Raw genomic sequence first — 26374 nt, forward strand, 5'->3', positions numbered from 1 at the left:
GGGGAGGGTTAGCCCATGTCAGTCAATATCCTCATGCCCGCCCTGTCTCCGACGATGGAAGAGGGCACGCTTTCCAAATGGCTCAAGAAGGAAGGCGACAAGGTCACCTCCGGTGACGTGATCGCCGAAATCGAAACCGACAAGGCGACGATGGAAGTGGAAGCGGTCGACGAAGGCGTGATCGGCAAGATCCTCGTCGACGCCGGCACCGAAAACGTCAAGGTCAATACGCCGATCGCCATCCTGCTGCAGGAAGGCGAGAGCGCTGCCGACCTCGCGGCCGCGTCGAAGGCCGAGGCCGCTCCTCAGGCAGTTGCGCCGCAGGTCGAGCAGCCGGCTCAAACCGGCTCTGCCGCAGCACCCGTTCCGGCGCAGCCGGTTGCCGCCGCCGACCCGGACCTTCCGGCCGGCACCGAAATGGTCACGATGACGGTGCGTGAGGCGCTGCGCGAGGCGATGGCCGAGGAAATGCGCCTGAACCCGGACGTTTTCGTCATGGGCGAAGAGGTCGCGGAGTACCAGGGTGCCTACAAGATCACTCAAGGCCTGCTGCAGGAATTCGGGCCGAAGCGCGTCGTCGACACGCCGATCACAGAGCACGGCTTCGCCGGCGTCGGCGTCGGTGCTGCCATGGCAGGCCTTCGCCCGATCGTCGAATTCATGACGTTCAACTTCGCCATGCAGGCGATCGACCAGATCATCAACTCGGCGGCCAAGACGCTCTACATGTCGGGCGGCCAGATGGGTGCACCGATCGTCTTCCGCGGCCCGAACGGGGCTGCTGCCCGCGTCGGTGCCCAGCACAGCCAGGATTATGCCGCCTGGTACAGCCAGATCCCGGGCCTCAAGGTCGTCATGCCGTATACGGCTGCCGACGCGAAGGGGCTGCTGAAGGCCGCGATCCGCGATCCGAACCCGGTGATCTTCCTCGAAAACGAGATCCTCTACGGCCACTCGTTCGAGGTGCCGAAGCTCGATGACTTCGTCCTGCCGATCGGCAAGGCGCGCATCCACAAGACCGGCAAGGATGCGACCGTCGTCTCCTTCGGCATCGGCATGACCTATGCGGTCAAGGCGGCGGAAGAACTGGCGAAGGAAGGCATCGACGTCGAGGTCTTAGACCTGCGCACCATCCGCCCGATGGACATTCCGACCGTCATCGAGTCGGTCAAGAAGACCGGCCGTCTGGTCACCGTCGAGGAAGGCTATCCGCAGTCCTCCGTCGGTACCGAGATCGCGACCCGCGTCATGCAGCAGGCCTTCGACTATCTCGACGCGCCGATCCTGACGATCGCCGGCAAGGACGTGCCGATGCCTTATGCCGCCAACCTCGAGAAGCTCGCGCTTCCAAACGTCGGCGAGGTCGTCCAGGCGGTCAAGACCGTCTGCTACAAGTAACGGGAGGGGCGAGAGATGCCACTAGAATTTGTTTTACTCCCAACCGCAGGCGCCGTGATTCTTTCTCTAGCTGTTTGGTACTTCGTTCCCGCCTGGGACGATGTTCTCATGACTGCTGCCGGAGTTTCGTCACTGTTGCTCGCATATTTCGGTTTAGATTTGGCGTGGCAGCTTGCTTTGAGGGCTTCTGATGGTGCCACTGTGAATCTCAAATACGGTCTCGCGATTTCAGCTGTTGTGCCAGCTGTTGTGACCACCATGCGGGGCATTCTTCGTTTATTTCGAGCCGCTAAGGCTGGGTGAGGTATAGAGATGCCTATCAAAATTACAATGCCGGCCCTCTCCCCGACGATGGAAGAGGGCAATCTTTCCAAATGGCTGGTCAAGGAAGGCGACAAGGTCAGCCCCGGTGACGTGATCGCCGAGATCGAGACCGACAAGGCGACGATGGAAGTCGAAGCCGTCGATGAAGGCACGCTGGCGAAGATCGTCGTGCCGGCCGGCACCGAGGGCGTCAAGGTCAATGCGCTGATCGCCATCCTCGCCGGCGAAGGCGAGGACGTGAGCGCGGCGGCCGCCGGCGGCGGTGCCGCGGCACCTGCGCCGAAGACGGAAGCCGCTCCCGCGGCGACGCCGGCTCCGGTTGCAGCACCCGCTGCCGACAAGGCGCCGGCGCCCTCGGCACCGGCACCCGTCGCGGCAAGCGGCGAACGCGTCTTTTCCTCGCCGCTCGCTCGTCGTCTCGCCAAGGAAGCGGGCATTGATCTTTCCGCTGTTACCGGCAGCGGCCCGCACGGCCGTGTGGTGAAGAGCGACATCGAGAAGGCGGTTGCCGGCGGCGTCGCCAAGGCGGCGCCTGCTGCTGCCGCGCAGGCCGCACCGGCTCCGGCGCTTGCCAAGGCACCGTCGGACGATGCCGTGCTCAAGTTCTTCGAGCCGGGTTCCTACGATCTGGTGCCGCATGACGGCATGCGCAAGACGATCGCCAAGCGGCTCGTCGAATCCAAGCAGACGATCCCGCATTTCTACGTGACGGTCGACTGCGAACTCGACGCGCTGCTTGCCCTGCGTGCCCAGCTCAACGACGCGGCGCCGCGCAAGGATGGCGCTCCGGCCTACAAGCTGTCGGTCAACGACATGATCATCAAGGCCCTGGCGCTCTCGCTGCGGGATGTTCCGGACGCCAACGTCTCGTGGACGGAAAGCAACATGGTCAAGCACAAGCATGCCGATGTCGGCGTGGCTGTCGCGATCCCGGGCGGCCTGATCACCCCGATCATCCGCAATGCCGAGCTGAAGTCGCTGTCGGCCATCTCCAACGAGATGAAGGACCTCGGAAAGCGCGCCAAGGAACGCAAGCTGAAGCCCGAGGAGTACCAGGGCGGCACCACCGCGGTCTCCAACATGGGCATGATGGGCGTCAAGCATTTCGCAGCCGTCGTCAACCCGCCGCATGCGACCATCCTTGCGGTCGGCGCGGGCGAGGAGCGGGTGGTCGTCAAGAACGGCGAGATGAAGATCGCCAATGTCATGACAGTGACGCTTTCCACCGACCATCGCTGCGTCGACGGCGCACTCGGGGCCGAGCTTCTCGGCGCCTTCAAGCGCTATATCGAGAACCCGATGGGCATGCTGGTATAAGTCCGGGAAGGCGAAGCCAATGGCTACTCTAGTTGAACTCGCAAAGGTAATGGCGGAACTAGCGTGGCCACTCGCTTTTGTCGTTTTCGTATGGCGCTTCTATCAACCCGTAAAGCAGATTTTGGAGGCTCTTAGGCAGCAAATTATACGAGGAGCCACTGTTAAGTATGGAGAAGTGGAGCTTAATGGGGTTTCTATTTCCGATTTTCCACTAGCTGACTCTTCTTTTTATACTGTTTCCGCTGCTGATGAGGAAATTTTCAAAAAGAGACATGAAAACTATTCTTCTTCAAAGAACATATTCTTAGTGCATCGCGTTAAACTGACAGGCGAGGTGCATGGGTCGGTCAGTCTGCCAATCTATGATGTTTCCGTCTATCTCGTAGGCCATAAGCATTACGGTGCCCTCAATGAGGTTAAATCTGTCGAATATTATTTCGGAGAATACTTCCGTGAGGACGGCAATCACCAGTTCGGTTCCAAGTATGTCGTGAGAAATTCCCGGAATGGTTTCGCGGTGAGAACAACTGCTTACGGGCCCACTCTTTGCGAGGCGCGCGTTCAGTATCACGATGGCAGTGAGGCTCTGCTCAGCCGCTACGTAGATTTTGAGGGTACTGGCTACAAGTATGACGCTGAAATGGTCAGCAAGGCAGATGGTGCAAATAGATGAAATCCGTTCTCGCCTACGGTGACAGTCTGACCTGGGGCTACGATCCCGTCGCGCTCGGTCGTCATGCCCATGAGGATCGCTGGACGAGCGTTTTGCAGAAGGCGCTCGGGCACGGCGTCAGGGTCATCGCCGAAGGCCTGAACGGGCGCACCACCGCCTATGACGACCATCTGGCGGATGCCGAGCGCAACGGCGTGAAGCTGCTGCCGAGCGTGCTGGAGAGCCACAAGCCGCTCGATCTCGTCATCGTCATGCTCGGCACCAACGACATGAAGCCGGGCGTGGCGGGCACGGCGATCGCGGCGGTCAAGGGCATGGAGCGGCTGGTCAAGCTCATCCGTCTCCACGACTGGGGCTTCGATTTCGAGGCCCCGGAGATCCTGGTCGTTTCGCCGCCGCCGATCTGCGAGACGGCGAACGCGCCGTTTGCCGCAATGTTCAAGGGTGCGATCGAGGAATCGGCGATGCTCGCCAGTCTCTACCGCGACATGGCGGATGATCTCGGTTGCGGTTTCTTCGATGCCGGCTCGGCGGCGAAGACGACGCCGCTCGACGGCATCCATCTCGACGCGGAGAACACCCGCTCGGTTGGGCGCGCGATCGAACCGGTCGTGCGAATGATGCTCGGACTGTGAACGGCTTTCGGAGAAATTTGACCAAGATCAAGGAGAGCGTCTGACGAGCGTATATGGCTCACTTCGTAAACCTTCACGAGGAGAAGAAGTTATGTCGAATACGCCGCACGAAATCCAGGACGAGTTTCCGGAACTTGTCGGGAAGATGCACGAGCTCAAGGTGAGCGACGAGCATTTTGCCCAACTGCTCGAGGACTATCGCGAGATCAATCGCGCCATCCACCGGGCAGAGACGGAAGTGGAACCTGTCGGTGATGCGCAGATGGAAACGATGCGCAAAGAGCGGATGGTTCTGAAGGACGAGATTTACGGGATGCTGACGAAGGCGTGATCGCCGGAGGCTTCGTCCCTAGGAAGGGCTTCCCGCGACCGGGGAGCCCGTTCCCGACAAAGAGGAGATGAAGGCCCGTGTCCAACGCTTATGACGTCATCATTATCGGTTCCGGCCCCGGCGGCTACATTGCGGCGATCCGCGCGGCTCAGCTCGGGCTGAAGACGGCCATCGTCGAACGCGAGCACCTCGCCGGCATCTGCTCCAACTGGGGCTGCATCCCGACCAAGGCGCTGCTGCGCTCCGCCGAGATCTACCACTATGCCAAGCACCCCGGCGACTACGGCGTGAAGATCGAAGGCACCGTCACGCCCGACCTGAAGGCGATCGTCGCCCGCTCGCGCGGCATTGCCGCCCGCATGAACGGCGGCGTCGGCTTCCTGATGAAGAAGAACAAGGTCGACGTGATCTGGGGCGAGGCGAAGCTTTCCAAACCCGGCGAGATCGTCGTCTCCAAGACGACAAAGGCGATCCAGCAGCCGCAGGCGCCGCTGCCGAAGAACACACTCGGCGAGGGCACCTATACGGCGAAGCACATCATCGTTGCGACCGGCGCCCGCCCGCGCGCGCTGCCCGGCATCGAGCCGGACGGCAAACTGATCTGGACCTATTTCGAGGCGATGAAGCCGGAAGAAATGCCGAAGTCGCTGCTCGTCATGGGCTCAGGCGCGATCGGCATCGAATTCGCCTCCTTCTACCGCACGCTCGGCGTGGACGTCACCGTCGTCGAGGTGATGAGCCAGGTCATGCCGGTCGAGGACGCGGAAATTTCCGCGCTCGCCAAGAAGCAGTTCGAGAAGCAGGGCATGAAGATCCTGCTGGAAGCCAAGGTCGCCAAGGTCGAGAAGGGGGCAAACTCCATCACCGCCCATGTCGAGAAGAAGGACGGCTCGATCGAGAAGATCACCGCCGACCGGATGATCTCCGCCGTCGGCGTGCAGGCCAATGTCGAGAACATCGGCCTCGAGGCGCTCGGCGTGAAGACCGACCGCGGATTCATTCAGATCGATGGCTACGGCCGCACCAACGTTCCCGGAATCTACGCGATCGGCGACGTTGCCGGCCCGCCGATGCTGGCCCACAAGGCCGAGCACGAGGCCGTGATCTGCGTCGAGAAGATCGTCGGACTGCCGAACGTCCATCCGATGGACAAGGGCAAGATCCCCGGCTGCACCTATTGCCATCCGCAGGTCGCCTCGGTCGGCCTGACGGAAGCCAAGGCCAAGGAACAGGGCCGCGACATCCGCGTCGGCCGTTTCCCCTTCGTCGCCAACGGCAAGGCGATCGCGCTCGGCGAGGACCAGGGTCTCGTCAAGACGATCTTCGACAAGAAGACCGGCGAGCTCCTGGGGGCCCATCTGGTCGGTGCCGAAGTGACCGAACTGATCCAGGGCTTCGTCGTGGCGATGAACCTCGAGACGACCGAGGAAGAGCTGATGCACACGATCTTCCCGCATCCGACCATTTCGGAAACGCTGAAGGAAAGCGTGCTCGATGCCTATGGCCGGGCGTTGAACGCCTGAGTGTTGTGATGCCGGCAACGGCATCGTATATGAAAGTCGATATTGACCGACAAAGGGATTGGGGCAATGCAGGGTTTGGGTTGGATTTTGACGATTGTGATCGGCGGCCTCGCCGGCTGGCTCGCGGGCAAGCTGATGGACGCACGCTTCGGCATCCTGATGAACATCGTACTCGGCATTGTCGGCTCGGTGGTCGCCAATGCCGTTCTTGCGCAGTTCCACATCTCGGTGGCGGGCGGTGCGCTCGGCTATCTCATCACCGGCTTCCTCGGCGCAAGTCTCCTCTTGTTCGTCGTCAAGCTCGTCAGGCGCTGACACGGTGACGCCGGCATAGCCGTCCTCGGGTGGCATGCCGGGTCGCAACACGGGTTTCGGAGCCGCCTGAAGCGGCAAAAGGCAGGTAGACATGGTTACGATCCTCGACCGGATGACCCCTGAGGAAAAGCGCGTCCGGCATCCGGAGAAGGCCCACAGGCCGGACACGGAAGTGCTGCGCAAACCCGAATGGATCCGCGTCAAGGCACCGACCTCGAAAGGCTATGCGGAGACGCGCGATCTCGTGCGCTCGCACAAGCTGGTGACGGTCTGTGAGGAAGCCGGCTGCCCGAACATCGGCGAATGCTGGGACAAGAAGCACGCCACCTTCATGATCATGGGCGAGATCTGCACCCGCGCCTGTGCCTTCTGCAACGTCGCGACCGGCAAGCCGAACGCGCTCGATCCGGACGAGCCCGAGAACGTCGCCAAGGCGGTGAAGCAGATGGGGCTCAGCCACGTCGTCATCACCTCCGTCGACCGCGACGATCTGGAAGACGGTGGCGCCGAGCATTTCGAGAAGGTGATCTGGGCGATCCGCGCCGCTTCCCCGGAAACGACGATCGAGATCCTGACGCCGGACTTCCTGAAGAAGCCGGGCGCGCTGGAGCGTGTCGTCGCCGCCAAGCCGGACGTCTTCAACCACAATCTGGAAACCGTTGCCGGCAACTACCTGACGGTCCGCCCCGGCGCGCGTTATTTCCACTCGATCCGGCTGTTGCAGCGGGTGAAGGAACTCGACCCGACCATGTTCACCAAGTCCGGCATCATGGTCGGTCTCGGCGAGGAGCGCAACGAAGTGCTCCAGCTCATGGACGATCTCAGGACCGCTGACGTCGACTTCCTGACGATCGGCCAATACCTGCAGCCGACCCGCAAGCATCACAAGGTCGAGCGCTTCGTCACCCCCGACGAATTCAAGTCCTACGAGACGGTCGCCTATTCGAAGGGTTTCCTGATGGTGTCGGCAAGCCCGCTCACGCGCTCATCCCATCACGCCGGCGACGATTTCGCACGGCTTCGGGCGGCGCGGGAGAAGCTTCAGGCCGCGCGCTGAGGTTCCCTTCCGTAGGTTCGGTTGCGGGATCGGCGACCGGTGTCGAGGATACGGTCTTGCTTTTTGAAACCAGCGTTCTCCGGAGAGTGGCTTCTTGCCAATCCGGATAAAGCTGATTAGCTCTCGGTCATGCCCCAGTTCGAAACCCGCCGTATCGTCAAGCACTCGCCCGGCCAGATGTATGCGCTCGTCGCCGATGTCGAGCGCTATCCGGAATTTCTGCCGCTATGCGAAGCGCTCACGATCCGCACGCGGCGGGAGCGGGACGACAAGACGCTGCTCGTCGCCGACATGACCGTCGGCTACAAGGCGATCCGCGAAACGTTTACGACCCAGGTGCTTCTCGTGCCGGCTGAGCACGTGATCGACGTCAAGTATATCGAGGGTCCGTTCAGATATCTTGACAACCGCTGGCGTTTCGAGCCGGCGGGCGAGGGCGGTTGCTCGGTGCATTTCTTCATCGATTACGAGTTCAAGAGCCGCATCCTCGGCGCAGTCATGGGCTCGATGTTCGACCGCGCCTTCCGGATGTTCTCCGAAGCGTTCGAGAAACGGGCGGACGAGATCTACGCCGCCTAGGCATTTCCGGTCAATTCGGGGCCGGTTCCGTTTCTCGATTGGCGCGCGCGATCCGGTGGTGAGCCGGTCGCAGCGCGATGCGCGCCATCGGGCGCCTGTCAATCGGAAACCCGAAGGGACGGGCGCCTTTGCGGCAATACTGGCGCAGAGCCCCTCTGCCGTATCTATGGATATGCGCTTCGTGTCTCTGCCTGATCTTGCCGCAAATTCGCTCTGTCAGGACGACTCCGAATTAGCCGGAAATGCTCTCGTGCGCTCAGGGCCTGGCCCAGTGGCCGGTGACGGCGATCATCGCCATCAGTTTCAGCGTATTGCCGAAGTAGTCTTCCTCGGCGATGGGCCTGCTCTCCATTGCGGCCCACAGGGCATCGAGCCAGTCCTGATTTTCGGAATCGATCATGGCCGAAACGGTCAGCATAGAGATGAAGGCCATTTGGTCGTGGCCAGCGTCCGGCGCGGGCTTTCCGTTCAGTCGGTAGGTGTCGGCGAAGCGCTCCGGCCGGCCCTCGGTCGTCTGTCTTGCCCAGGCATTCAGTGGGCGCAGAGCCTTGTGTGCCCGCTCGTCGCCGGTGAGCAGGAAATCCAGACCGACCCGCCACGGATAACGGGCGGCATTCCACGAATAGGCGCCATCGTAGTCGCCTTCGAGAAAGCCGCTCGGCGCGGGTTTCGGCTGGTCCGGAAGGCCAATGAGGAAGTCGGGCATGAGGCCGGTGCGGGGGGAGTATTTCTCGCCGACGGTGGCCATGACGCCATAGATCGCGTCGCGCAGGTCAAGCCAGCGCCTATCACCCGTTCGTTCGGCGAAGGCGGCGAAATGGGACTGCATGAAGTCCGACGAACGCGTCGTCGCGGCGTAGGTCGCGCCGTCTCCCGTCTTGGCCCAATCGCCGATCAGCAGAATATTGCCGGGCTGGCCGACTTCATGGGCCAGAATGGCGGCGAGCATGTGCCGCGCCTCGGCGCCATAATGGAACGTACCGTCATTGCCCCAGCGGCGTTCGGCGAGCAGCATGGCATAGGCGATGTCGAGATCGCCGTCGGTCGCGCTGCTGGTGCCCCGGACGTCCTCGCCGGCGTCCGTGCAATCCGCCACCTGATTCCAGGCCATCAGGCCCGGATCTGAACGGGCCGGATGGTCGTGGAAGAAGCGGACCATACCGTCGAACAGGCGATGGGCGTCGTCATCGAAATCCGCCATCATGACGGTCGCGAGCATGCCGTAGCCATGGGCCTCGGAAACCGTGATCGTCGTCTCGGCCGAGCCGCCATAGGTGGGCTTGCCGTCGCCATCGGTACGCACCAGGACGCGACCTTCGCCGCAGCCTTCGCGAAGATAGACCGACTTCCACTGTCCGTAGAATTTTGTGAGTGCCCGATCGAGTGTCGCTTGGTCGGGTCTCGGCGCAATGGATCCCGGCGCATAGGGTGAGGATGCGGCCGGCACGGTCGACGCCGTCAGGCAGAGCGCCAGGGCTGCCTGTGGCACGGTGCCGGCGATTTCCCCGATCAAGCGTGTCCAGAACATCTCAGCCCGCGGCCTCGATCAGCATTTGAAGCGCGGTGCGAACCGTCGCTAGGCGAATTCCACTCCGGCCGAGATCGCCGTAGCGCATTTCACGGTGAATGACCCGGCCGTCGCGGCGCCGTGCCGCGATGTGCACGAGACCGACGGGCTTTTCGGCACTGCCGCCGGTCGGGCCGGCAACGCCGGTCACCGCGACCGCCAGATCCGCCCCCGAGCGGCGAAGTGCGCCGGCCACCATCTGCAGCGCCGTCTCGCGGGAGACTGCGCCGAAGGAGTCGAGCACGGCCTCGTCGACGCCGAGCATTTCCACCTTCGCGCGGTTCGAATAGGTAACGAAGCCGCGGTCGACGACGGCCGACGAGCCGGAAATCTCGGTAAGTGCCCCGGCGATCAGTCCGCCGGTGCAGGATTCGGCGGTGGCGACCTTCAAGTTGCGTTGCGTAAACTCACTTACGATACGTGAGGCAAGTGCTTCGATCTCCGGTGGAAAGACCGTCATGCCTTGGCACCTCCATAGACGACGGTCGCAGTGGCGATCGCGGCGATCCCTTCGCGCCGGCCGACGAAGCCGATATTCTCGTTGGTGGTCGCCTTGACGGAGCAGCGGTCGAGCGAGATGCCGAGAATCTCCGAGAGCTTCTCCCGCATCGCCTGGCGATGCGGCCCGATCTTGGGGGCCTCGGCGATCAGCGAGATGTCGGCGTTCATGATCGTGCCGCCGTTGTCGCGGACGATCTTAGCTGCGTGCTCGAGGAAAATGCGCGACGGCGCGCCCTTCCATTGCGGATCGGAGGGCGGGAAATGGTCGCCGATGTCGCCGGCGCCGCAGGTGGCGAGCAGCGCATCGGTCAGGGCGTGCAGGGCGACGTCCGCGTCGGAATGTCCCTTGAGCCTCTGGTCGTGCGGAATGAAGACGCCGCAGAGCGTGACGCCGTCGCCGGCCTCCAGCTGGTGCACGTCATAGCCGTTACCGGTGCGCACGTCGGGAAGGGCGGAGGAGGAGAGTCTGGCGTCAGCCATGGCGATATCCCGCTGGACGGTGAGTTTGACGTTTTCCGGCGACCCCTCGACCAGACGGACGGGGATGCCGGCCCATTCCGCGATGGCGGCATCGTCGGTGAAATCGTCCCGTCCCTCCGAGGCGGCGCGCGCATGCGCGGCCATGATTGCCGGAAAGCTGAAGCTTTGGGGCGTCTGCGCCGCATAAAGCCCGGCGCGGGGCACGGTCTCGATCACGAGCCCTTCGGCCGAGCCGCGCTTGAGCGTGTCGGTGACCGGAATGGCCGGCAATACGGCTTCGGCACCGTCCTCGAAGGCGGCGCGAACCCGCTCCAGCATCGCCGTATCGACGAACGGCCTGACGGCGTCCTGGATCATCACGTGGGTCACGTCGCGGCCGGCAAGCGCCTTCAGGCCGGCTTCGACCGACTGCTGGCGCGTGCGCCCGCCGAAGGTGACGACGATGTCCCGTCCGCCTTTCAGATACCGGCAAGCATCCTCGAACAGCGCCTCGTCATCGGGATGGATGACTGCGACGATCGGACCCGTTGCCGGCCAGTCGACAAAGCGCTGAAGTGTATGGGAGATCACCGGCTTTCCGTCGATGCGGCGATACTGCTTCGGCCCTTCCGCGGAAGCGCCGGCCCGCTCGCCGCGCCCTGCAGCGACCACGATGACAGCGATTGAAAGGGCCTCGAAATTTGCCATACGCGGAGATTGTTCCTGACACAAATAACACGTAAGGGAGCAGTAGAGCGTCGGCGCCAGGATTTCCAGAGTGCGCCGAATTTTTGTTCCGTTCGGCGGTTTTCGCTTGGCAAGCCGCTCAAGGCTGGCTAAAAATAGTGCAAATCCGATCCGTGCCTGAAAGATAATCATTTGCAATCCAGAGCACTTCACATGCCGTTTCAGATCGGGCCGGTGACCGTCCGCAATCGCGTCGCGCTGGCGCCGATGTCCGGGGTGAGCGACCTGCCGTTCCGCCAGCTCGCCTGGCGCTTCGGGGCGGGACTTGTCGTCACCGAGATGGTTGCGAGCCGGGAACTGGTGCTGAATGCGGCCGAATCCTGGATGCGGCTGCGCGATGGCGAGGCGCGTCCGCATGTCGTGCAGCTCGCCGGCCGCGAGGCCCACTGGATGGCGGAAGCCGCACGGATCGCCGAAGCCAACGGCGCCGACGTAATCGACATCAACATGGGTTGCCCGGCCAAGAAGGTCATCGGCGGCTATTCCGGATCAGCGCTGATGCGCGATCCCGACCATGCTCTCTCTCTGATTGAGGCGACCGTTAACGCGGTGAGTATCCCGGTGACGCTGAAAATGCGGCTCGGCTGGGACGAGAATTCGATCAACGCGCCGGAGATTGCCGCGCGCGCCGAGCGCGCGGGTATCCGGCTCGTCACGATCCACGGCCGCACCCGCATGCAATTCTACGAGGGTCGCGCCGACTGGGATGCGATTGCCGCGGTGCGCGACGCGGTCGAAATTCCGCTGATCGCCAACGGTGACGTTTCGAGCCGCGAAGACGCAGAGGAAATTCTGAGGCGTTCCGGCGCCGATGCAGTCATGCTCGGCCGTGCCTGCCAGGGGCGGCCGTGGCACGCCGGCGTTCTTGCCGGCGCCCGTGCGCCCGAGCGGGCGGAGATCGCCGCGATCGCCGTCGAGCATTACGAGATGATGCTGGCGCATTACGGGACCGATGTCGGCTTGCGCCACGCTCGCAAGCATCTGGGTTGGTATCTCGAACGCTTTGCTCCGGGACTCGCGGCCGCCCGCAAGGCCGAGATCATGACCGCCCGCGATCCCCGTTTCGTCGTCGCGTCCCTGTCTCGCGCGCTCCAAGAGGCGGCGGAAGAAGAAAACGACCGGCAGGAGGCCGCCTGATGTCGCAACCGCAGGAAACCCGGGACAACGGCCTGGCCCTGACCGTCCTGAATGCCATCCAGAACCCGGTGATCCTCGTCGATGCCGGAGGCTTCGTCACCTTTGCGAACTGGGAGGCGGAATCCTTCTTCGGCGCGAGCGCCAGCCATCTCGCCCGTCACCAGGTGGCGAGCCTGATCCCGTTTGGCAGCCCGCTGCTCGCCCTGATCGACCAGGTGCGGGAGCGGCGGGCACCCGTCAACGAGTACCGTGTCGACCTGAGCTCGCCACGCCTCGGCGAGGACAAGCTCGTCGACCTCTACGTGGCCCCCGTGGTGAGCGATCCGGGCTCCGTGGTCGTGGTGTTCCAGGAGCGCTCGATGGCCGACAAGATCGATCGTCAGCTGACCCACCGCGCGGCCGCCCGCTCGGTGACGGGGCTCGCCTCGATGCTGGCGCACGAGATCAAGAACCCGCTTTCCGGCATTCGCGGCGCGGCACAGCTTCTGGAAAGCTCCGTGACCGACGAGGATAGGGCGCTGACACGCCTCATCTGCGACGAGACCGACCGCATCGTTTCGCTTGTCGATCGCATGGAAGTCTTCTCCGACGAGCGGCCGGTGGACCGCCAGCCGATCAACATCCATTCGGTGCTCGACCACGTGAAGGCGATCGCCAAGGCGGGCTTTGCCCGCGACATCAAGATCACCGAGAGCTATGACCCGTCGCTGCCGCCGGTTTACGCCAACCGCGACCAGCTGGTGCAGGTGTTCCTCAACCTCGTCAAGAATGCGGCCGAGGCGATCGGCGACCGCGCCGACGGAGAAATCCAGCTGACCACCGCCTATCGGCCGGGCATCCGCCTTTCGGTCGCAGGCTCGCGCGAGAAGATTTCGCTGCCGCTCGAATTCTGCGTGCACGACAACGGTCCGGGGGTTCCCGCCGACCTGCTGCCGCATCTCTTCGACCCCTTCATCACCACGAAGACGAACGGATCGGGGCTCGGCCTCGCGCTGGTCGCGAAGATCATCGGTGGTCATGGCGGCATCGTCGAATGCGACAGCCAGTCCAACCGCACAACCTTTCGTGTGCTGATGCCCGTCTCCCGGGGTGTCGCGCTCGAAGACCCGACCCCGGCGAACTCCACAGGAAGCCTCTGATGACTGCCACCATCCTTGTTGCTGACGATGATGCCGCTATCCGTACCGTGCTCAACCAGGCGCTGACGCGGGCGGGATACGACGTCCGGATCACCTCCAATGCCGCGACGCTCTGGCGCTGGGTCTCTGCCGGCGAGGGCGATCTCGTCGTCACCGACGTCGTCATGCCGGACGAGAACGCCTTTGACCTGCTGCCGCGCATCAAGAAGGCAAGGCCCGATCTGCCGGTTCTGGTGATGAGTGCGCAGAACACCTTCATGACGGCGATCAAGGCGTCCGAACGGGGCGCCTATGACTACCTGCCGAAACCCTTTGATCTCACCGAACTGATCGCAATCATCGGCCGCGCCCTCGCCGAGCCGAAGAAGAAGCCGGCTCGTGTCGACGACGACATGCAGGATGGCATGCCGCTGGTCGGGCGCTCGGCCGCCATGCAGGAGATCTACCGCGTTCTCGCGCGTCTCATGCAGACCGATCTCACGCTGATGATCACAGGCGAGTCCGGCACCGGCAAGGAGCTCGTCGCCCGCGCCCTGCATGACTATGGCAAGCGCCGCAATGGTCCCTTCGTCGCGATCAACATGGCGGCGATCCCGCGCGACCTCATCGAGTCGGAGCTTTTCGGCCACGAGAAGGGGGCCTTCACCGGCGCGCAGACCCGCTCGACCGGCCGCTTCGAGCAGGCCGAGGGGGGGACGCTGTTCCTCGACGAAATCGGCGACATGCCGATGGATGCGCAGACGCGCCTGCTGCGCGTCCTGCAGCAGGGTGAATATACCACCGTCGGCGGACGCACGCCGATCCGCACCGACGTCCGGATCGTGGCGGCCACCAACAAGGACCTGAAGCAGTCGATCAATCAGGGCCTTTTCCGCGAGGACCTCTACTATCGCCTCAACGTCGTGCCGCTGCGTCTGCCGCCGCTGAGGGATCGCGCCGAAGACATCCCGGACCTCGTCCGCCATTTCATCCAGGAGGGCGAGCGACAGGGTCTTGATTCGAAGCGCTTTGACCAGGAAGCGCTCGAAGTCATGAAATCCTACGCGTGGCCCGGCAATGTCCGCGAGCTGGAAAACCTCGTCCGCCGCCTGATGGCGCTTTATCCACAGGATGTCATCACCCGGGAAATCATCGAATCCGAACTGCGCTCCGATATCGCCGATAGCCCAATCACCAAGGCGAGCGTCGCGTCGGGGCCGATGACCATCGCGCAGGCCGTGGAAGAGAACATGCGCAGCTATTTCGCCGGTTTCGGCGATGGTTTGCCGCCGCCGGGGCTCTATGATCGCGTGCTGACGGAGATGGAATACCCGCTCATCTTGGCGGCGCTGACGGCCACCCGCGGCAACCAGATCAAGGCGGCGGACCTGCTCGGTCTCAACCGTAACACGCTCAGAAAGAAGATCCGCGAACTCGGCGTATCGGTCTACAGGAGTTCCCGGTCGGCTTGACACCCGCCGGGTGCCGTTGCAATTTCGCCACATTGCGTTGCTCAAAAGTCACGAGACGGTGCCGAGTCCGCTCAGGCCGTTTCGTTCGTCCGTTCGGGCGATACTGTTTCCTATGTGGTGCGCACAGCGCTGATATTGGCCCGGCGGGCGGGAAGTGATTTGAGATGGACACCCGAAGGATCGATCCCGTGGCGGAGGGTGACGCCGCACTGGTGAACGACCGCCGCGCCTCCTTCGCTTTGCCTGGTCTCGTCCTTGCCGGCGGCGCGCTCGCCTGCGCCGTCTTTACGTTGCCGGTCCTGCTCGGGCTGACCCCGATCGCGCCGACCTCAAATGTCCTCATTGCGTCGGCCGTGCTGAACTCGCTGTTCGTGGTCGGGCTCATGTTCCTGATCGGGCGGGAGGTCAGCCGTCTCGTGAGAGCGCGCACGCGCGGCCGCGCGGCAGCCCGGCTGCATGTCCGCATCGTCGCGCTCTTTTCTGTGGTGGCGATTACGCCCGCCATCCTCGTGGCCATCTTTGCCAGTATCACGCTGAACGTCGGTCTGGACCGCTGGTTCTCGCTCCGGACGCAATCGATCGTCAGTTCGTCGATGAATGTCGCGCAGGCCTACATGCTCGAAAACGCGAGCTACCTGCAGGGCCAGACCATTTCGATGGCGAACGACCTCGATCGTAACCGCGCACTCTTCTTCCTCGATCGGACCGGTTTCGTGCAGCTCATGACCCGCCAGGCGAAGGGGCGCGGCATGCTGGGCGCCTTCCTCGTGCGTCAGGACGGTTCGGCGATCACCCAGGCCGAGATCAAGACCGACAAGCCCCTGCCGGCGATCCCGAAGGACGCACTCGAAAGCGCGGCGGCAGGCCAGCCGACGCTGATCCCGCCGGGCGTGACCAATCTGGTCGGCGCGATCATCAAGCTCGATTCCATCTCCGGCACCTTCCTCTACACGATCCGCGCGGTCGACCCGAAGGTGATGGCGGCGATGCGGCTGATGGAGGACAACACCGCCGAATACAAGGCGATGGAGGCCGGCCGCACGTCGCTGCAGATCGCATTTGCCGTACTGTACCTCGGTTTCGCCCTCATCGTCCTGCTCGCGGCAATCTGGACGGCGATCGCGATCGCCGACCGTATCGTCCGGCCGATCCGTCTCCTGATCAGCGCCGCCGACAACGTCGCCTCCGGCAATTTCAACGTCATCGTTCCCGTTCGCTCCGCCGATGGCGACGTCGGCAGCCTGTCGCTCACCTTCAACAAGATGATCTCGCAGATCCGTACCCAGCGCGACGAGATCCTGGAGGCCAAGGACGAAGTCGACGATCGCCGCCGCTTCATCGAGGCGGTGCTGTCGGGCGTCACGGCGGCCGTGATCGGTGTCGAGGACGACGGCGTCATCACCATCGTCAATCCGTCGGCGGAGTATTTCCTCGCCCAGTCCTCCGAAGAGATCGTCGGCAAGAAGCTTTCTATTGTCGCACCCGAAATCGATCGGGTGATGGCGGAGGCTGCGGTGCGCCACCGCGGAGAATACCGCCAGCAGATCAACCTGATCCGTGGCGGCAAGGAGCGGACGCTGAGCGTCCAGGTGACCCGCGAGGAGACCCGCGGCGCCGCCGACGCCTATGTCATTACGCTCGACGACATTACCGATCTCGTCATTGCGCAGCGTTCGACCGCCTGGGCTGACGTGGCGCGCCGCATCGCCCACGAGATCAAGAACCCGCTGACGCCGATCCAGCTTTCGGCAGAGCGGATCAAGCGCCGTTACGGCCGCCAGATCGACGAGAACGACCGCGCCGTCTTCGACCAGTGCACGGATACGATCGTCCGGCAGGTCGAGGATATCGGCCGCATGGTGGACGAGTTCTCGGCCTTCGCCCGCATGCCGAAGCCGGCGAAGCAACGATCCGATCTGAGGGATATTCTGCGCGATGCGGTCTTCCTGCGCGAAATGGGTAACAATGACGTAACCTTTTTGCGCGAGTTCGGTGACAAGCCGCTCGAAGGCAGCTTCGACGCGCGCATGCTCGGACAGGCGGTCGGCAATATCATCAAGAATGCAGTGGAGGCCATCGAGGCCGTGCCGGCCGAAGAGCGGCTGGGCGGCAAGGTGCTGGTACGCTCGGCCTATGACGAGGGACAGGACAGCTTCGTGGTCGACGTCATCGACAACGGACGGGGTCTGCCGGTCGAGAACCGCCATCGTATCCTGGAACCATACATGACGATGCGCGAGAAGGGCACGGGGCTCGGGCTCGCGATCGTGAAGAAGATTATCGAAGAACATGGCGGTCAGCTCGAATTGCATGACGCGCCGGCGGAGTTCGACCACGGGCGAGGGGCCATGATCAGGATCGTCCTGCCGCGCCTCGACGCCGGCGTTTCCGCCGCAGGTGAAAGTGACAGGGAAAAGGTCCATGGCCTCTGATATTCTTGTAGTCGACGACGAAGAAGACATCCGCGAAATCGTCTCGGGCATCCTGAGCGACGAAGGTCACGAGACCCGCACAGCCCACGACGCGGACAGCGCGCTTGCAGCAATTTCGGATCGTGTGCCGCGGCTGGTCTTTCTCGACATCTGGATGCAGGGAAGCCGGCTCGACGGCCTGTCGCTGCTCGACGAGATCAGGACTCGTCATCCCGAGCTGCCGGTGGTGATGATTTCCGGCCACGGCAACATCGAGACGGCGGTTTCGGCGATCAAGCGCGGCGCCTTCGACTTCATCGAGAAGCCGTTCAAGGCCGACCGGCTGATTCTGATTGCCGAACGGGCGCTCGAAAACTCCAAGCTGAAACGCGAGGTCTCCGAGCTGAAAAAGCGCGCCGGCGACACCGCGGAACTGATCGGGACCTCGGTCGCCGTCTCGCAGTTGCGCCAGACGATCGACAAGGTCGCCCCCACCAACAGCCGTATCATGATCTTCGGCCCGTCCGGTTCCGGCAAGGAACTGGTGGCGCGGATGATCCACAAGCGTTCGACCCGCTCCGGCGGTCCCTTCGTCACGCTGAACGCAGCGGCGATCACGCCGGACCGGATGGAGATTGCGCTTTTCGGCACAGAGGGCTCGCCCGGCCAGCCGCGCCGCATCGGTGTGCTCGAGGAAGCCCACCGCGGCATTCTCTACCTCGACGAGATCGGTGAGATGCCGCGCGAGACACAGAACAAGATTCTGCGCGTGCTCGTGGAGCAGCAGTTCGAAAGGGTCGGCGGCTCGAAGCGCGTGAAGGTGGACGTCCGCATCATCTCGTCGACGGCCTACAACCTCGAAAACCAGATTGCCGAGGGGCGCTTCCGCGAGGACCTCTTCCATCGTCTGGCAGTGGTGCCGATCAAGGTGCCGGCGCTCGCCGAGCGGCGTGAAGACATCCCGTTCCTCGTCGACATGTACATGCGCCAGATCTGCGAGCAGGCAGGCGTGCGCCCGCGCAAGATCGGCGAGGACGCGATGGCGGTACTGCAGGCAAACGACTGGCCGGGCAATATCCGCCAGCTCCGCAACAATATCGAGCGGCTGATGATTCTTGCCCACGGCGACGGTCCTGATTCGCCGATCACCGCGGAGATGCTGCCGCAGGACCTCTCCGACATGCTGCCGAAGGTCTCTGCGCGCAACGACACCCACATCATGACGTTGCCGCTGCGCGAAGCGCGCGAGATGTTCGAGCGCGACTACCTGATCGCCCAGATCAACCGGTTCGGCGGCAACATATCGCGCACCGCGGAATTCGTCGGCATGGAGCGCTCCGCCCTCCATCGCAAACTGAAGTCTCTTGGCGTATAAGCGAGTCCGGCGGCGCGAGCCGCCGTCATCACATCCGTCGAAAGAGGCATCATGAAAGTCATCATTTGCGGCGCCGGGCAGGTGGGCTACGGGATCGCGGAGCGTCTGTCCCAGGAAGACAATGATGTCTCGGTGATCGATACTTCGGCCTCGCTGGTCGGCCACATCACCGAAACGCTCGACGTGCGCGGCTATGTCGGCCACGGTGCCCACCCGGACGTGCTCGCAAAGGCCGGTGCCGACCAGGCGGACATGATCATCGCCGTGACCCTCTACGACGAGATCAACATGGTCGCTTGCCAGGTGGCCCATTCGCTCTTCAACGTGCCGACGAAGATCGCCCGCATCCGTTCGCAGAGCTACCTCCGTCCGGAATATTCCGACCTCTTCAGCCGCGACAACATGCCGATCGACGTCACCATCTCGCCCGAGGTCGAGGTCGGCAAGATGGTGCTGCGGCGCATCTCCTTCCCCGGCGCGAACGACATCGCGCGCTTTGCCGACGATCATATCGCGATGGTGGCGATCGAGTGCATGGAGGACTGCCCGGTCGTCAACACGCCCCTGCACCAACTGAGCCAGCTCTTCCCGGACCTGATGGCGACCGTCACCGCGATCTATCGCAACGGCCGGCTCCACGCCGTCCATTCGACCGACCAGCTTCTGGTCGGCGATCTCGCCTACGTCATCTGCCAGCGGGACCACATCCGCCGCACTCTCGGGCTCTTCGGCCACGAGGAGCAGGAGGCCGGCCGCATCGTCATCGCCGGCGGCGGCAATATCGGCTATTTCGTCGCCCGGACCATCGACGAGATGCAGCCGAGGATGAAAGTCAAGATTATCGAGGGCGACCGTGAGCGGGCCGTCTGGGTTTCCGATCAGCTTCGCCACGCGATCGTGCTGCACGGTTCGGCACTCGACCAGAACATCCTCATGCAGGCGGACATCCAGGATGCCGATCTCATGGTGGCGCTCACCAACAGCGACCAGACGAACGTGCTGAGCGCGGCGATGGCCAAGCGCCTCGGCTGCAAGTCCGGGATGATCCTGATCAACGATCCGTCCTATCAGGACCTGACGACCTCGATCGGCATCGACGCCTATATCAATCCGCGGGCCGTCACTATTTCGCGCGTGCTCCAGCACGTCCGCAAGGGGCGAATCCGCTCGGTCTACGCCGTTCAGAACGGCGCCGCCGAAGTGATCGAGGCCGAGGCGCTGGAAACCTCTCCTCTTGTTGGGCGACCGTTCCGTGATCTCGAGCTGCCCGAAGGCATGCGCATCGGCGCGATCTACCGCGATGGCGCGGTCCTGCGGCCGGACGGCAGCACCAGGATCAAGACCAAGGATCGCGTGGTGCTCTTCGTCACCGCGGCCGCGATCCGCGACGTCGAGCAGATGTTTCGCGTCTCCATCCAGTATTTCTGATCGCCGGGAGTTCCATCGATCATGCCGAGAATTGCCTATGTCAATGGCCGCTACGTCAACCACGGCGAAGCGGGTGTCCATATCGAGGATCGCGGCTACCAGTTCGCTGACGGTGTCTACGAGGTTTGCGAGGTGCGCCACGGCGTGATCGTCGACCTCACCCGCCATCTCGACCGGCTCGACCGCTCGCTCTCGGAGATCCGGATCAATCCGCCGATGGCGCGGGCGGCGCTCACCCATGTCATTCGCGAGGTGCTGCGGCGCAACCGCGTGCGCAACGGCCTCTTCTATCTGCAGGTGACCCGCGGTGCGGCGCGGCGCGACCACGTGTTTCCCGCCGCCGGTACGCCGTCGACCCTGGTGGTGACCGCAAAGAGCACCAGTCCGGAGGTGATCGCCGCCAAGAACGCCAGCGGCATCAAGGCGATCACGCTTCCCGACAACCGCTGGGAGCGCGTCGACATCAAGACGGTCGGTCTTCTGCCGAATGTCCTCGCCCGCCAGCAGGCGAAGGAAGCGGGCGCGCAGGAGGCGATCTACATCGACCGTGACGGCATGGTGACGGAAGGGGCGGCGACCAATGTCTGGATCGTCGACAAGGAGGGGAATCTCGTCACCCGTCCGGCTGACCCGGGCATCCTGCGAGGCATCACCCGCACGACTTTGATGGATGTCGCCGACAAGCTCGGGGTGCCGATCGTCGAGCGCCGATTCTCCCGCGAGGAGATGCTGGAGGCCCGTGAAGTGTTCATTACGGCGGCGACCAGCATCTGTTTTCCGGTGGTCGAGATCGACGGCCGCACCATCGCCAACGGTCATCCCGGCGAAGTATCCCGAAGCATTCGTCAGACCTTTTTCGACATTGCGGAAAAGACTGCGATTTGATACCAACTTCACCGCGAAGGGGTCGTAAGGGCACTTCCTGGTCGGCTGACACGCGCAAACAATAATTCACCGGTCAAAGCACCGGCAAAAAAGAAAGAAGCGACGCCATGGCGGAACGTTCTCAGAATTTGCAGGATCTTTTCCTCAACACTGTTCGCAAGCAGAAGATTTCGTTGACGATTTTCTTGATCAACGGCGTCAAGCTGACCGGCGTCGTCACGTCTTTCGACAATTTCTGCGTCCTTCTGCGCCGTGACGGGCATTCGCAGCTGGTTTATAAACACGCGATTTCGACCATCATGCCGGGACAGCCGATGCAGATGTTCGAAAGCGAAGAGAACGCAGCTTCATAGGGTCAAAAGCAATCAACACGCGCGATACCAAGAGCGATTCCATAGTCCCGGAGGATGAAAAACACCGGGACGACATGTGTGCTGTCGTCGTCGTTCCGCTGGTGAAACCCTCGCGCGCTGCTGCGGCGGGGCAGGCCGACGGTGCGGGGGCGCAGCCACCTGCTCCGGCCCGATCCAACGAAGCCCGCCTAGAAGAGGCAATCGGCCTTGCACGCGCCATCGACCTGACGATCGCGGCGGGTCTGCTCGTGCCCGTCAACCAGCCGCGGCCGGCGACACTGCTCGGCACCGGCAAGATCGCCGAAATCGGCGCGCTGCTCGATGAGCACAATGCCGGGCTCGTCATCGTCGACCATCCGCTGACCCCGGTGCAGCAACGCAATCTCGAGAAGGAATGGAACGCCAAGGTCATCGACCGGACGGGCCTCATCCTGGAAATCTTCGGCCGGCGCGCCTCCACCAAGGAAGGCTCGTTGCAGGTCGAGCTTGCGCATCTCAACTACCAGAAGGGCCGGCTGGTCCGGAGCTGGACCCACCTTGAGCGTCAGCGCGGCGGCGCGGGCTTCATGGGCGGTCCCGGCGAAACCCAGATCGAAGCCGACCGGCGCCTCTTGCAGGAGCGGATCGTCAGGCTGGAACGGGAACTGGAGCAGGTGGTCCGTACTCGTCAGCTCCACCGCGCCAAGCGCCGCAAGGTGCCGCACCCGATCGTCGCCCTCGTCGGCTATACCAATGCCGGCAAGTCGACGCTCTTCAATCGCATCACCGGAGCCGGCGTGCTCGCCGAGGACATGCTGTTTGCGACGCTCGATCCGACGCTCCGGCGCATGAAGCTGCCGCACGGGCGCACGGTCATCCTGTCGGATACGGTGGGCTTCATCTCGAACCTGCCGACCCATCTCGTCGCCGCGTTTCGTGCGACGCTCGAAGAGGTGCTGGAAGCCGACCTCATTCTCCATGTCCGCGACATGTCCGATCCGGACAACGGAGCGCAGGCGTCGGACGTCCTGCGCATCCTTTCCGAGCTCGGCATCGGCGAGAAGGAAGGGGCCGAGCGCATCATCGAGGTCTGGAACAAGATCGACCGGCTGGAGCCGGAAAGCCACGACGCGATCCTGCAGAAGGCCGCCTCGCGCGCTAACGTCATCCCCGTTTCGGCGATCAGCGGGGAGGGCGTCGACCGGCTGATGGCGGTGATTTCCGAGCGGCTCTCGGGCGTACTCACCGAAACGACGGTGATCATCCCGTCCGACAAGCAGGCGCTGATCTCCTGGGCTTACGAGAACGCGGTGGTCGACGGCCGCGAGGACCGCGAGGACGGCTCCGTCAGTCTCGACTTGCGGCTGACAGAGCGCCAGGCGATCGAGCTCGAACGCAAGCTCGGCAATGACCGAAAGCGTGACAAGGAAGACTGGGAACGGTAAAGCCGCTGGGTGGTGGATGCCCGACATGGCGGCTTATTTGTCCGCGACTGTCGACGCAAGGGCTGCGAGCAGTCACGGTCGATCTGATGCACGTATAGGTGACGGGTTTTCGAGGACGGTCGTGACAAATGGAGTTCCAAACCCGCAAGTGTGCGATACAGATCCCGCAGGCAATACATGCGAGGTTGTGGAGCTGCGGCGTGAGGACCGTCCCTACCTGTCGCTTTCGTTGTTTTTTGCGTTCGTGGGATTGGCATGCAGTCAGTGGGTGTCGTCCGTTCTTGGTCTTGCGCCAGCAATCGAGTTCCTGCTGGCTGCAGCGGCTGTTGTGAGCGGCATCGTTCTTGCCGTCCGCGTCGTCAATCAGTTGCCAATATACCGCCCTGAAAATGCTCTGCTTGTCTCGGTATCCACCGAAGGGCTGGTTCTCGGGGCGCCGGTCAATCTGAGGTTCGACTGGCGTGAGCTGCAATCCGTCCGTCTGGTCAGAAACGGAGGCGCCGGCAGGCCTCCGATCTATCAGTTGATTGCGGAACGGTGGGCGACGGTATCACACGCCTCTATAGTTCCGCCGATACATCCGGCGGAAGGTCGTGTCGTTACGACAAGACCGATCGTGCTTGACCTTGGATTTCTCAGTGACCGTAAGGCGCTCTCTCTACGTGACAGTCTCCGATGTCACTTCCACACGTTCGGGAATCCTGTACCGGAGGAGCCAGCGGATTATGATTCGACGTCATGGACAGGTGACACTACTTGGTAGAGCCGCCTAATGGATCGGAGCTGTCCCCAAGAGGATGTGATGAGCGACGAACGGCAGAAGCTGAACACTTTCTTCTCCGAAGCCAAGGTGTGGTCGGAGGAACTGCGGGCGTTGAGGGCGATCCTGCTCGACTGCGGACTGACGGAGGAATTCAAGTGGCGCGGACCCTGCTACACCTATGACGGCGGCAATGTCGCCGTCATCTGGGGCTTCAAGGAGAATGCTGCGCTGGGCTTCTTCAGGGGCGTGCTGCTCAAGGATCCGGAAGGCCTGCTCGTCGCGCCCGGCGACAATTCCCGCGCCGTGCGCATGTTCAAGTTCACCGGCCTCGACCAGATCACAGCAATCGAGACCACCATCCGGACCTATGTCCGCGAGGCGATCGAACTCGAAAAAGCCGGTGCGAAGGTCGACCTGCCGAAGGATGACATCGTCTACCCCGAAGAGCTTGTCGCCGCGCTGGAAGAGGACCCGAACCTGCAGGAGGCCTTCGAGGCGCTGACACCCGGCCGCAAGCGCGGCTATGCGCTGCATTTCGCCCAACCGAAGCAATCCGCCACCCGTCGATCACGGATTGAAAAGAGCCGCGACAGAATACTGGCCGGCAAGCGGTTGCAGGAACGGTAACCCACACAGGCTCTGCGGGTTTCTGGTCGGAGCACCGTTCCCCGAATGAAAAGACCACCCGCGGCAGGCGGGTGGTCTTGTAAGTCAACTCTTCCAGGCCGCCGTGTCATACAGCAGGCGCGCTGCTCAGAATTCCTCCCAGCTGTCGTCCTTGAGCGCCGCGTTGCCGTTGAAGGCTCCGGCGACCTTCGCCGCCATCTGACGGGCTGGCGAGGGGACGGGCTTCGACGTGGCTGCGGCCGAGGCCGGCGCGGAGCGGCGAACACCTGCCGAGCCGCCGATGTTGAACTGCGACAGGAGATTGAAGAGCTGCTCGGCCTCGCGGGCGAGGCTGTGGGCCGCAGCCGTCGTCTCCTCCACCATGGCGGCGTTCTGTTGCGTGCCCTGGTCCATGGTGTTGACGGCGGTGTTGATCTCCTTGAGGCCGGTCGCCTGCTCCTTGGATGCCTCGACGATCGCGCCGACATTATCGTCCACGCGGAGAACCTGGCCGACGATCTCCTGCAGCGCGCGGCCGGTATCGCCGACGAGCGTAACGCCGCTCTTCACATGCTCGTTGGAGGCGCTGATCAGTTCCTTGATTTCCTTTGCCGCCTTGGCCGAGCGCTGGGCGAGTTCGCGCACCTCCTGGGCGACGACGGCAAAACCCTTGCCGGCATCACCGGCGCGGGCTGCCTCTACACCGGCGTTCAGCGCAAGGAGGTTGGTCTGGAAGGCGATCTCGTCGATCACGCCGATGATGTTGGCGATCTCGCCTGCGGACTGCTCGATCTTGCCCATGGCGTCCACAGCCTGATTGACGACGCCGCCGGAGCGTTCGGCATTGTCCTTGGTCCGGCGCACCAGTTCACCGGCTTCCTGCGCCCTGTGGCTGGAGTCGGCGACGGTGGTGGTGATCTGTTCCAGGGCGGCAGCCGTTTCCTCGACCGACGCGGCCTGCTGCTCGGTTCTCTTGGAAAGGTCGTTCGAGGCCGACTGGATCTGCTGCGAGGCGGCCGCGATCGCTCCCGCATTTTCGGAGATCGTGTGCATGGTGCTGCGCAGTCTCGTCGATGCACCGTTGAAGTCGACGCGCAGCTTCTCGAGCGTCGGAAGGAAAGGCTCGGTGATCGACTGGGTGAGATCGCCTTCGGCAAGCGCGTTCAGCGAGCGGGCGAGCTGGTCGACATTCTCCACCCGCTGGGTGACGTCGGTCGCGAACTTGACGACCTTGAACACCTTGCCGTTCATGTCGAAGATCGGATTATAGGAGGCCTGGATGTAGGCCTTCTTGCCCCCCTTGCCGATGCGCAGGAATTCGTCTGCAACGAATTCGCCGGCCCCGAGCTTGCCCCAGAAGGTCCGATAGGCGTCACTGGCAGTGTAGCCGGAGTCACAGAACATCGAGTGATGCTTGCCCTGTATCTCTTGAAGCGAGTAGCCGAGCGTCTTGAGGAAATTCTCGTTGGCGGTCAGGATTTCACCCTTCGGCGTAAATTCGATGATGGCCTGGGCGCGCGAGATCGCGTCGAGCTTTCCGGCATCCTCGGCCGCCTTCAGTTTCTGCGCGGTGATGTCGGTCGCAAACTTCACGACCTTGTACGGCTTCCCGTTGCGGAAGACCGGATTGTAGGACGCCTCGATCCAGACTTCCCGTCCGCCCTTGCCGATGCGCTTGTACTGGCGCTGGTCGAACTCGCCGGCTCCGAGCTTTGCCCAGAATTCACGGTAGGCGGGGCTGTTTACCTCGGCCGGATCGACGAACATCCGGTGGTGCTGGCCGACGATATCCGGGAGCGTATAGCCAAGCGCCTTACAGAAATTCTCGTTGGCTGTGATGATGGTTCCATCCATCCTGAACTCGATGATCGCCTGGGAGCGGCTCATCGCTTCCAGAACGGCCTTTGCTTCCGATCCACTACCAAATCCCAACATCTGCATCTCCGAAAAAGGCGCTCCCAGTGGTTGATCTCAAA

At 63.0% G+C, this 26374-nt stretch carries 24 protein-coding genes; 20 read left to right on the forward strand and 4 right to left on the reverse strand.

Annotation, left to right across the window (positions count from 1 at the left end):
- The first annotated feature begins 15 nt into the window (after positions 1–15).
- From NHF53_RS09020 to NHF53_RS09065, 10 genes are all read left to right on the forward strand, one after another.
- Complete coding sequence (locus NHF53_RS09020) at positions 16–1398, forward strand: pyruvate dehydrogenase complex E1 component subunit beta (RefSeq protein ID WP_252833897.1); 1383 nt, start codon at positions 16–18, stop codon at positions 1396–1398.
- A gap of 15 nt (positions 1399–1413) precedes the next feature.
- Positions 1414–1701 (forward strand): hypothetical protein, encoded by a 288-nt coding sequence (locus tag NHF53_RS09025; protein WP_252833898.1) that lies wholly within the window; start codon positions 1414–1416, stop codon positions 1699–1701.
- A 9-nt stretch (positions 1702–1710) separates the two neighbouring features.
- Positions 1711–3039, forward strand: a complete 1329-nt coding sequence (locus tag NHF53_RS09030; protein ID WP_252833899.1) for a pyruvate dehydrogenase complex dihydrolipoamide acetyltransferase — start codon at positions 1711–1713, stop codon at positions 3037–3039.
- A 19-nt stretch (positions 3040–3058) separates the two neighbouring features.
- The gene (locus NHF53_RS09035) at positions 3059–3712 is read left to right on the forward strand and encodes a pYEATS domain-containing protein (protein WP_252833900.1); all 654 of its coding nucleotides are present in this window, start codon (positions 3059–3061) and stop codon (positions 3710–3712) included.
- Positions 3709–4347 carry an SGNH/GDSL hydrolase family protein gene (locus tag NHF53_RS09040; protein ID WP_252833901.1) on the forward strand — a complete coding sequence of 213 codons (639 nt, stop codon included), beginning with the start codon at positions 3709–3711 and terminating at the stop codon, positions 4345–4347. The genes NHF53_RS09035 and NHF53_RS09040 overlap by 4 nt, the downstream gene beginning before the upstream one ends.
- Positions 4348–4438: 91 nt before the next feature.
- Positions 4439–4678: a YdcH family protein gene (locus NHF53_RS09045; RefSeq protein WP_252833902.1), complete on the forward strand. Its 240-nt coding sequence runs from the start codon at positions 4439–4441 to the stop codon at positions 4676–4678.
- 77 nt (positions 4679–4755) lie between these two features.
- Positions 4756–6201, forward strand: a complete 1446-nt coding sequence (lpdA, locus tag NHF53_RS09050; protein ID WP_252833903.1) for a dihydrolipoyl dehydrogenase — start codon at positions 4756–4758, stop codon at positions 6199–6201.
- Between the two features lie 66 nt (positions 6202–6267).
- Complete coding sequence (locus NHF53_RS09055) at positions 6268–6516, forward strand: GlsB/YeaQ/YmgE family stress response membrane protein (protein ID WP_114363203.1); 249 nt, start codon at positions 6268–6270, stop codon at positions 6514–6516.
- A gap of 91 nt (positions 6517–6607) precedes the next feature.
- Positions 6608–7573 carry a lipoyl synthase gene (lipA, locus tag NHF53_RS09060; RefSeq protein ID WP_252833904.1) on the forward strand — a complete coding sequence of 322 codons (966 nt, stop codon included), beginning with the start codon at positions 6608–6610 and terminating at the stop codon, positions 7571–7573.
- A gap of 129 nt (positions 7574–7702) precedes the next feature.
- Positions 7703–8152: a type II toxin-antitoxin system RatA family toxin gene (locus NHF53_RS09065; protein ID WP_252833905.1), complete on the forward strand. Its 450-nt coding sequence runs from the start codon at positions 7703–7705 to the stop codon at positions 8150–8152.
- 256 nt (positions 8153–8408) lie between these two features.
- On the opposite strand, the gene NHF53_RS09070 is transcribed toward NHF53_RS09065, so the two are convergent.
- The 3 genes from NHF53_RS09070 to NHF53_RS09080 are packed head-to-tail and all read right to left on the reverse strand — an operon-like array spanning position 8409 to position 11387.
- The gene (locus NHF53_RS09070) at positions 8409–9680 is read right to left on the reverse strand and encodes a glycosyl hydrolase family 8 (protein WP_252833906.1); all 1272 of its coding nucleotides are present in this window, start codon (positions 9678–9680) and stop codon (positions 8409–8411) included.
- A gap of 1 nt (position 9681) precedes the next feature.
- Positions 9682–10179, reverse strand: a complete 498-nt coding sequence (locus NHF53_RS09075) for a CinA family protein (RefSeq protein WP_252833907.1) — start codon at positions 10177–10179, stop codon at positions 9682–9684.
- Positions 10176–11387: a bifunctional 2-C-methyl-D-erythritol 4-phosphate cytidylyltransferase/2-C-methyl-D-erythritol 2,4-cyclodiphosphate synthase gene (locus NHF53_RS09080; RefSeq protein ID WP_252833908.1), complete on the reverse strand. Its 1212-nt coding sequence runs from the start codon at positions 11385–11387 to the stop codon at positions 10176–10178. Before NHF53_RS09080 ends, NHF53_RS09075 begins: the two co-directional genes overlap by 4 nt.
- Before the next feature lie 192 nt (positions 11388–11579).
- Between NHF53_RS09080 and dusB the strand changes: the two genes are divergently transcribed.
- From dusB to NHF53_RS09130, 10 genes are all read left to right on the forward strand, one after another.
- Complete coding sequence (gene dusB / locus NHF53_RS09085; RefSeq protein WP_252833909.1) at positions 11580–12563, forward strand: tRNA dihydrouridine synthase DusB; 984 nt, start codon at positions 11580–11582, stop codon at positions 12561–12563.
- Positions 12563–13702: a nitrogen regulation protein NR(II) gene (locus NHF53_RS09090; RefSeq protein ID WP_112689696.1), complete on the forward strand. Its 1140-nt coding sequence runs from the start codon at positions 12563–12565 to the stop codon at positions 13700–13702. Before dusB ends, NHF53_RS09090 begins: the two co-directional genes overlap by 1 nt.
- A complete protein-coding gene (gene ntrC, locus NHF53_RS09095) occupies positions 13702–15153 on the forward strand; it encodes a nitrogen regulation protein NR(I) (RefSeq protein WP_114363211.1) in 1452 nt (483 codons plus the stop codon). The genes NHF53_RS09090 and ntrC overlap by 1 nt, the downstream gene beginning before the upstream one ends.
- A gap of 164 nt (positions 15154–15317) precedes the next feature.
- Positions 15318–17585, forward strand: a complete 2268-nt coding sequence (locus tag NHF53_RS09100) for a PAS domain-containing sensor histidine kinase (RefSeq protein WP_252833911.1) — start codon at positions 15318–15320, stop codon at positions 17583–17585.
- The gene (locus tag NHF53_RS09105) at positions 17575–18939 is read left to right on the forward strand and encodes a sigma-54 dependent transcriptional regulator (RefSeq protein WP_114363213.1); all 1365 of its coding nucleotides are present in this window, start codon (positions 17575–17577) and stop codon (positions 18937–18939) included. The genes NHF53_RS09100 and NHF53_RS09105 overlap by 11 nt, the downstream gene beginning before the upstream one ends.
- 51 nt (positions 18940–18990) lie before the next feature.
- Positions 18991–20367: a Trk system potassium transporter TrkA gene (trkA, locus tag NHF53_RS09110; RefSeq protein ID WP_252833912.1), complete on the forward strand. Its 1377-nt coding sequence runs from the start codon at positions 18991–18993 to the stop codon at positions 20365–20367.
- A 21-nt stretch (positions 20368–20388) separates the two neighbouring features.
- The gene (locus tag NHF53_RS09115) at positions 20389–21252 is read left to right on the forward strand and encodes a D-amino-acid transaminase (protein ID WP_252833913.1); all 864 of its coding nucleotides are present in this window, start codon (positions 20389–20391) and stop codon (positions 21250–21252) included.
- A 107-nt stretch (positions 21253–21359) separates the two neighbouring features.
- Entirely contained in the window at positions 21360–21605 is a 246-nt protein-coding gene (gene hfq, locus NHF53_RS09120) for an RNA chaperone Hfq (RefSeq protein ID WP_112689690.1), read from the forward strand.
- 74 nt (positions 21606–21679) lie between these two features.
- Entirely contained in the window at positions 21680–23029 is a 1350-nt protein-coding gene (gene hflX, locus NHF53_RS09125; RefSeq protein ID WP_252833915.1) for a GTPase HflX, read from the forward strand.
- An 802-nt stretch (positions 23030–23831) separates the two neighbouring features.
- Positions 23832–24419: a YdeI family protein gene (locus tag NHF53_RS09130; RefSeq protein ID WP_252833916.1), complete on the forward strand. Its 588-nt coding sequence runs from the start codon at positions 23832–23834 to the stop codon at positions 24417–24419.
- A gap of 126 nt (positions 24420–24545) precedes the next feature.
- Here the strand turns inward: NHF53_RS09130 and NHF53_RS09135 are convergent, their stop codons facing one another.
- Entirely contained in the window at positions 24546–26339 is a 1794-nt protein-coding gene (locus NHF53_RS09135) for a PAS domain-containing methyl-accepting chemotaxis protein (RefSeq protein WP_252833918.1), read from the reverse strand.
- Between the last annotated feature and the right edge of the window lie 35 nt (positions 26340–26374).

Source organism: Ciceribacter sp. RN22, from assembly GCF_024054295.1.
Lineage (GTDB): Bacteria > Pseudomonadota > Alphaproteobacteria > Rhizobiales > Rhizobiaceae > Allorhizobium > Allorhizobium lividum.

Excerpts from the sequence above, each read along its gene's own strand:
- NHF53_RS09020 (WP_252833897.1), top strand. The coding sequence starts at position 16 with ATGTCAGTCAATATCCTCATGCCCGCCCTGTCTCCGACGATGGAAGAG.
- NHF53_RS09025 (WP_252833898.1), top strand. The coding sequence starts at position 1,414 with ATGCCACTAGAATTTGTTTTACTCCCAACCGCAGGCGCCGTGATTCTT.
- NHF53_RS09030 (WP_252833899.1), top strand. The coding sequence starts at position 1,711 with ATGCCTATCAAAATTACAATGCCGGCCCTCTCCCCGACGATGGAAGAG.
- NHF53_RS09035 (WP_252833900.1), top strand. The coding sequence starts at position 3,059 with ATGGCTACTCTAGTTGAACTCGCAAAGGTAATGGCGGAACTAGCGTGG.
- NHF53_RS09040 (WP_252833901.1), top strand. The coding sequence starts at position 3,709 with ATGAAATCCGTTCTCGCCTACGGTGACAGTCTGACCTGGGGCTACGAT.
- NHF53_RS09045 (WP_252833902.1), top strand. The coding sequence starts at position 4,439 with ATGTCGAATACGCCGCACGAAATCCAGGACGAGTTTCCGGAACTTGTC.
- NHF53_RS09055 (WP_114363203.1), top strand. The coding sequence starts at position 6,268 with ATGCAGGGTTTGGGTTGGATTTTGACGATTGTGATCGGCGGCCTCGCC.
- lipA (WP_252833904.1), top strand. The coding sequence starts at position 6,608 with ATGGTTACGATCCTCGACCGGATGACCCCTGAGGAAAAGCGCGTCCGG.
- NHF53_RS09065 (WP_252833905.1), top strand. The coding sequence starts at position 7,703 with ATGCCCCAGTTCGAAACCCGCCGTATCGTCAAGCACTCGCCCGGCCAG.
- NHF53_RS09070 (WP_252833906.1), bottom strand. The coding sequence starts at position 9,680 with ATGTTCTGGACACGCTTGATCGGGGAAATCGCCGGCACCGTGCCACAG.
- NHF53_RS09075 (WP_252833907.1), bottom strand. The coding sequence starts at position 10,179 with ATGACGGTCTTTCCACCGGAGATCGAAGCACTTGCCTCACGTATCGTA.
- NHF53_RS09080 (WP_252833908.1), bottom strand. The coding sequence starts at position 11,387 with ATGGCAAATTTCGAGGCCCTTTCAATCGCTGTCATCGTGGTCGCTGCA.
- dusB (WP_252833909.1), top strand. The coding sequence starts at position 11,580 with ATGCCGTTTCAGATCGGGCCGGTGACCGTCCGCAATCGCGTCGCGCTG.
- NHF53_RS09090 (WP_112689696.1), top strand. The coding sequence starts at position 12,563 with ATGTCGCAACCGCAGGAAACCCGGGACAACGGCCTGGCCCTGACCGTC.
- ntrC (WP_114363211.1), top strand. The coding sequence starts at position 13,702 with ATGACTGCCACCATCCTTGTTGCTGACGATGATGCCGCTATCCGTACC.
- NHF53_RS09100 (WP_252833911.1), top strand. The coding sequence starts at position 15,318 with ATGGACACCCGAAGGATCGATCCCGTGGCGGAGGGTGACGCCGCACTG.
- NHF53_RS09105 (WP_114363213.1), top strand. The coding sequence starts at position 17,575 with ATGGCCTCTGATATTCTTGTAGTCGACGACGAAGAAGACATCCGCGAA.
- trkA (WP_252833912.1), top strand. The coding sequence starts at position 18,991 with ATGAAAGTCATCATTTGCGGCGCCGGGCAGGTGGGCTACGGGATCGCG.
- NHF53_RS09115 (WP_252833913.1), top strand. The coding sequence starts at position 20,389 with ATGCCGAGAATTGCCTATGTCAATGGCCGCTACGTCAACCACGGCGAA.
- hfq (WP_112689690.1), top strand. The coding sequence starts at position 21,360 with ATGGCGGAACGTTCTCAGAATTTGCAGGATCTTTTCCTCAACACTGTT.
- hflX (WP_252833915.1), top strand. The coding sequence starts at position 21,680 with ATGTGTGCTGTCGTCGTCGTTCCGCTGGTGAAACCCTCGCGCGCTGCT.
- NHF53_RS09130 (WP_252833916.1), top strand. The coding sequence starts at position 23,832 with ATGAGCGACGAACGGCAGAAGCTGAACACTTTCTTCTCCGAAGCCAAG.
- NHF53_RS09135 (WP_252833918.1), bottom strand. The coding sequence starts at position 26,339 with ATGCAGATGTTGGGATTTGGTAGTGGATCGGAAGCAAAGGCCGTTCTG.